Source organism: Streptomyces sp. NPDC054841, from assembly GCF_053611045.1.
On the sequence record NZ_JBSGZO010000694.1, the window covers coordinates 1 to 3,390 of the forward strand.

A 3,390-nucleotide genomic window follows, 5' to 3' on the forward strand; every position below is an offset into this window, starting at 1 on the left:
GTCAACACGACTGCCCCGCGCACTCACTTTGTCCCCCGCATTGTGCGCGCGTGTCGTCATTTCCCAGCGCGGCCAGCACCTTTGGTGGCAGTCTGCTGAGACGTAGATACGCACAGCAACAAAGCCGGAGGTGCAGTTCCCGTGGCGTCCAACGTCAACCCCACCGTCAGGCGCCGTCGTTTGGGTCAGGAGCTGCGCCGGCTCCGCGAACTCAAGGGCATGACCGCGGAGGAGGTGGCTGAGCGCCTGCTCGTCTCCCAGTCGAAGATCAGCCGACTGGAGAACGGCCGGCGGTCGATCAGCCAGCGCGATGTGCGCGACCTCTGCGGGGTGTACGAGGTCGAGGACCACCGGGTCGTCGACTCGCTCATGCAGATGGCCAAGGACTCCCGCCAGCAGGGCTGGTGGCATGCCTTCGGCGACATCCCGTACAGCGTCTACATCGGCCTGGAGACGGACGCGGCCAGCCTCCGCGTCTACGAGCCCCAGATCGTGCCCGGACTGCTCCAGACCCGGGAGTACGCGGAGGCGCTCATCACCGGCGCGCTGCCGGAGACCCCGGTCAGCGATGTGGAGAAGCGCGTCCAGGTCAGGATGCGCCGGCAGGAACGGGTCGCCGCGCCCGAGAGTCCGCTGCGGCTGTGGGCCGTGGTCGACGAGGCCGCGCTGCGCCGGGTGGTGGGCAACAAGGAGCTGATGCGCGAACAGCTCGAGTACCTGGTGGAGCAGTCGCAGCTTCCCCATGTCACGGTCCAGGTGCTGCCGTTCAGCATGGGCGCCCATCCGGGCATCACCGGGCATTACGCCATCCTGGAGTTCCCCGACACCTCGGATTCGAGCGTCGTCTACATCGAGGGCGTCACCAGTGATCTTTATCTGGAGAAGGCGAATGACGTCCACAAATACACCGTGATGTACGAGCATCTGCGGGCCCAGGCGCTGAATGTGGACCATACTCGGGAGTTCATCGAGGACATCGCCAAGACGTACGCGAAGTAACGTAGAACGCCCCTCGTGGGCCGTGCAAACCCCGCCCGGGAGGCGCGAGGGCGCACCGTACACCTTCGCGACCTTTTCCCGGAAGAGCACATTGAAATATGCCATCCGGTCGAGTGAACGGACGTTCTCATCCGTCGAGCGTGCCAAGTAGCGTCGTGATCACGCCGTCAAGAACGTCGGCCGCACCGTCGAAACACGGAACCGGAGAAAGACATGGCTATTCACCAGGGCGCCACGGACACTTGGATCAAATCCTCGTACTCCGGCGGAAATGGCGCATGCGTCGAGGTCAAGTCCCCTGTTGTGCAGGCGATCGCCGTGCGGGACTCCAAGGCTCCCGAGGGACCGTCCATCACCTTCGTTCCCGGCTCGTGGACCGCGTTCGTGCACGGAGTGACCAAGGGTTCGCTCTAGAGGTTCCACCGGCCGGACCGGATCCCGGTACTCACGGGACCCCGGTACAGACCGGATCCGGCGAAGCGCCGGATTCAACGAACAGAGCCCTCTCGACTGGTCCGCCGTCCCGGCCGAGGGGGCTCGGCCCTGTCCGGCCCCGCTCAGCCCCACGCGGCCCCGCTCAACGCAGCTCGTCCACGTAGCGGTCCGTGCCCGGCACGGTCGGGATGAACGGCGCCACCAGTTCGACCCTCCCGAGCTCCCCCGCGTCGAGATCCGCGAAGTGCTCGTCCCAGCACTCACGCGGATCCCGCTCCAGGAACCAGAGCAGCGTCAGCCGCGTGTCGACGCCCTCCACCTGCTTCACGTACGTCATCCGGTCCAGCGGCAGCGGTGTCGGCCTGAAGACCGTCACCATCGCCGCCGGGGAACCGGCGAGCCGCCTGGGCAACTCCCTCGACCGCAGCCGTTCCAGCAGCTCGGCCCGCCGCTCCGGCCCCTCCGCGTCGATCACCTCGACGACCAGCCCCGCGTACGGATGGTCGAGTGCGTGATAGTCGCGAGGCCCCGCCGCCCCGTCCCGGTACACGGTCGCCGCATGGTCCTGGAAGGCGGTGAACACATGCGTACGGGCCTGATGGACGCGGCCGTCGCGGTTCAGCCGCTTGTTGATGCCGACGGTCCACTTCATGTGGTCGTCGTAGCGGCCGTCGGTGATCCAGTACGTGGAGATGTAGCAGCCGGCCGTCACCGGCTGGGCGACCGCCGACTTCTCGGGGTAGCGCAGGAGCTGCAGCTCGCGGGTCGCCACCCAGCGCCGGCCGGCATACATCCACGGCATCGCCATCGCGCCCGCGTAGTAGTGGTCGTCCTCGTACCAGCGGTTGTACGCGTACTCGTGGCCGGGATGCGGTTCGACCATGGTGATCAGGGCGTGGCCCGGGTGGACTCCATAGGGGCCGACGGCCGCCAGTTCCGCATACACCTCGGACCGGGTGTCCTCACTCACGACGCTCCCCTTCCCTCATCCGGCGGACAGACCTACTCTGACGCACCGTCAGATGAAGGGCCAGAGCCGGGAGGCGCCGAGATGCTGCTGCAGGGGAAGACCGTCATCGTGTCCGGCGTCGGCGCCGGACTCGGACACCAGATCGCCGCAACCGTCGTACGGGACGGGGGCAACGCCGTCCTCGGCGCCCGTACGGAGGCGAATCTCGCCAAGACCGCCGCTGAAATCGACCCCGATGGCGCCCACACCGCCCACCGCCCCACCGACATCACCGACGAGGCACAGTGCGAGGCCCTGGCGGCGCTCGCGGTGGAGAGGTTCGGCGGCGTTGACGCGGTGGTCCATGTCGCCGCCTGGGACAGCTACTTCGGCGGCCTCGAGGATGCCGACTTCGCGACCTGGCAGCGGGTCGTCGACGTCAATCTGCTGGGGACACTGCGCATGACGCGCGCCTGCCTGCCGGCACTCAAGGAGCGGGGCGGCTCGGTCGTCATCATCGGCACGCAGTCGGCGGTGGCCGCGCCGTCCCAGGTGCGGCAGGCGGCGTACGCGGCATCGAAGGGTGCGCTCACCTCCGCGATGTACTCGCTCGCGCGCGAGCTGGGCTCGCACCGGATCCGGGTCAACACGGTGCTGCCCGGCTGGATGTGGGGGCCGCCGGTCCAGGCGTACGTACAGTTCACCGCGCACACCGAGGGGATCCCGGAGTCCGAGGTGCTCGGCCGGCTGACCGAGCGGATGGCACTGCCGGAGCTGGCGACGGACGGGGACGTCGCGGAGGCCGTGGCATTCCTCGCCTCCGACCGGGCCAGGGCGATCACGGGCCAGTCGCTACTGGTCAACGCGGGAGAGCTGATGCGATAGGGCTCAGCGCCGTCACATCGGGCCGCACCGGCGAACATCGCCGCGTGCGGCCCATTTTCACCCTTATGTCGATAACAAAAGTGAACTGATGTCAAAAATCCGAAAAGTTTTACTTTCTCTTG

Annotated in this window: 4 protein-coding genes; 3 read left to right on the forward strand and 1 reads right to left on the reverse strand. The window is 67.3% G+C overall.

Annotated features, from left to right (window positions below; genetic code table 11):
- The first annotated feature begins 141 nt into the window (after positions 1-141).
- Together ACWGI8_RS41845 and ACWGI8_RS41850 are read left to right on the forward strand one after the other, a co-directional pair.
- The gene (locus ACWGI8_RS41845) at positions 142-999 is read left to right on the forward strand and encodes a helix-turn-helix domain-containing protein (protein ID WP_453668696.1); all 858 of its coding nucleotides are present in this window, start codon (positions 142-144) and stop codon (positions 997-999) included.
- Positions 1,000-1,212: 213 nt separating this feature from the next.
- On the forward strand, positions 1,213-1,413 hold the full coding sequence (locus ACWGI8_RS41850; protein WP_453668697.1) for a DUF397 domain-containing protein: 201 nt from the start codon (positions 1,213-1,215) through the stop codon (positions 1,411-1,413).
- A 163-nt stretch (positions 1,414-1,576) separates the two neighbouring features.
- Here ACWGI8_RS41850 and ACWGI8_RS41855 read toward each other — a convergent pair whose 3' ends face one another.
- Positions 1,577-2,404, reverse strand: a complete 828-nt coding sequence (locus ACWGI8_RS41855) for a hypothetical protein (RefSeq protein ID WP_453668698.1) — start codon at positions 2,402-2,404, stop codon at positions 1,577-1,579.
- An 81-nt stretch (positions 2,405-2,485) separates the two neighbouring features.
- Here ACWGI8_RS41855 and ACWGI8_RS41860 point away from each other — a divergent pair, with 81 nt between their 5' ends.
- Complete coding sequence (locus ACWGI8_RS41860; RefSeq protein ID WP_453668699.1) at positions 2,486-3,268, forward strand: SDR family oxidoreductase; 783 nt, start codon at positions 2,486-2,488, stop codon at positions 3,266-3,268.
- The last annotated feature ends 122 nt before the right edge of the window (positions 3,269-3,390 follow it).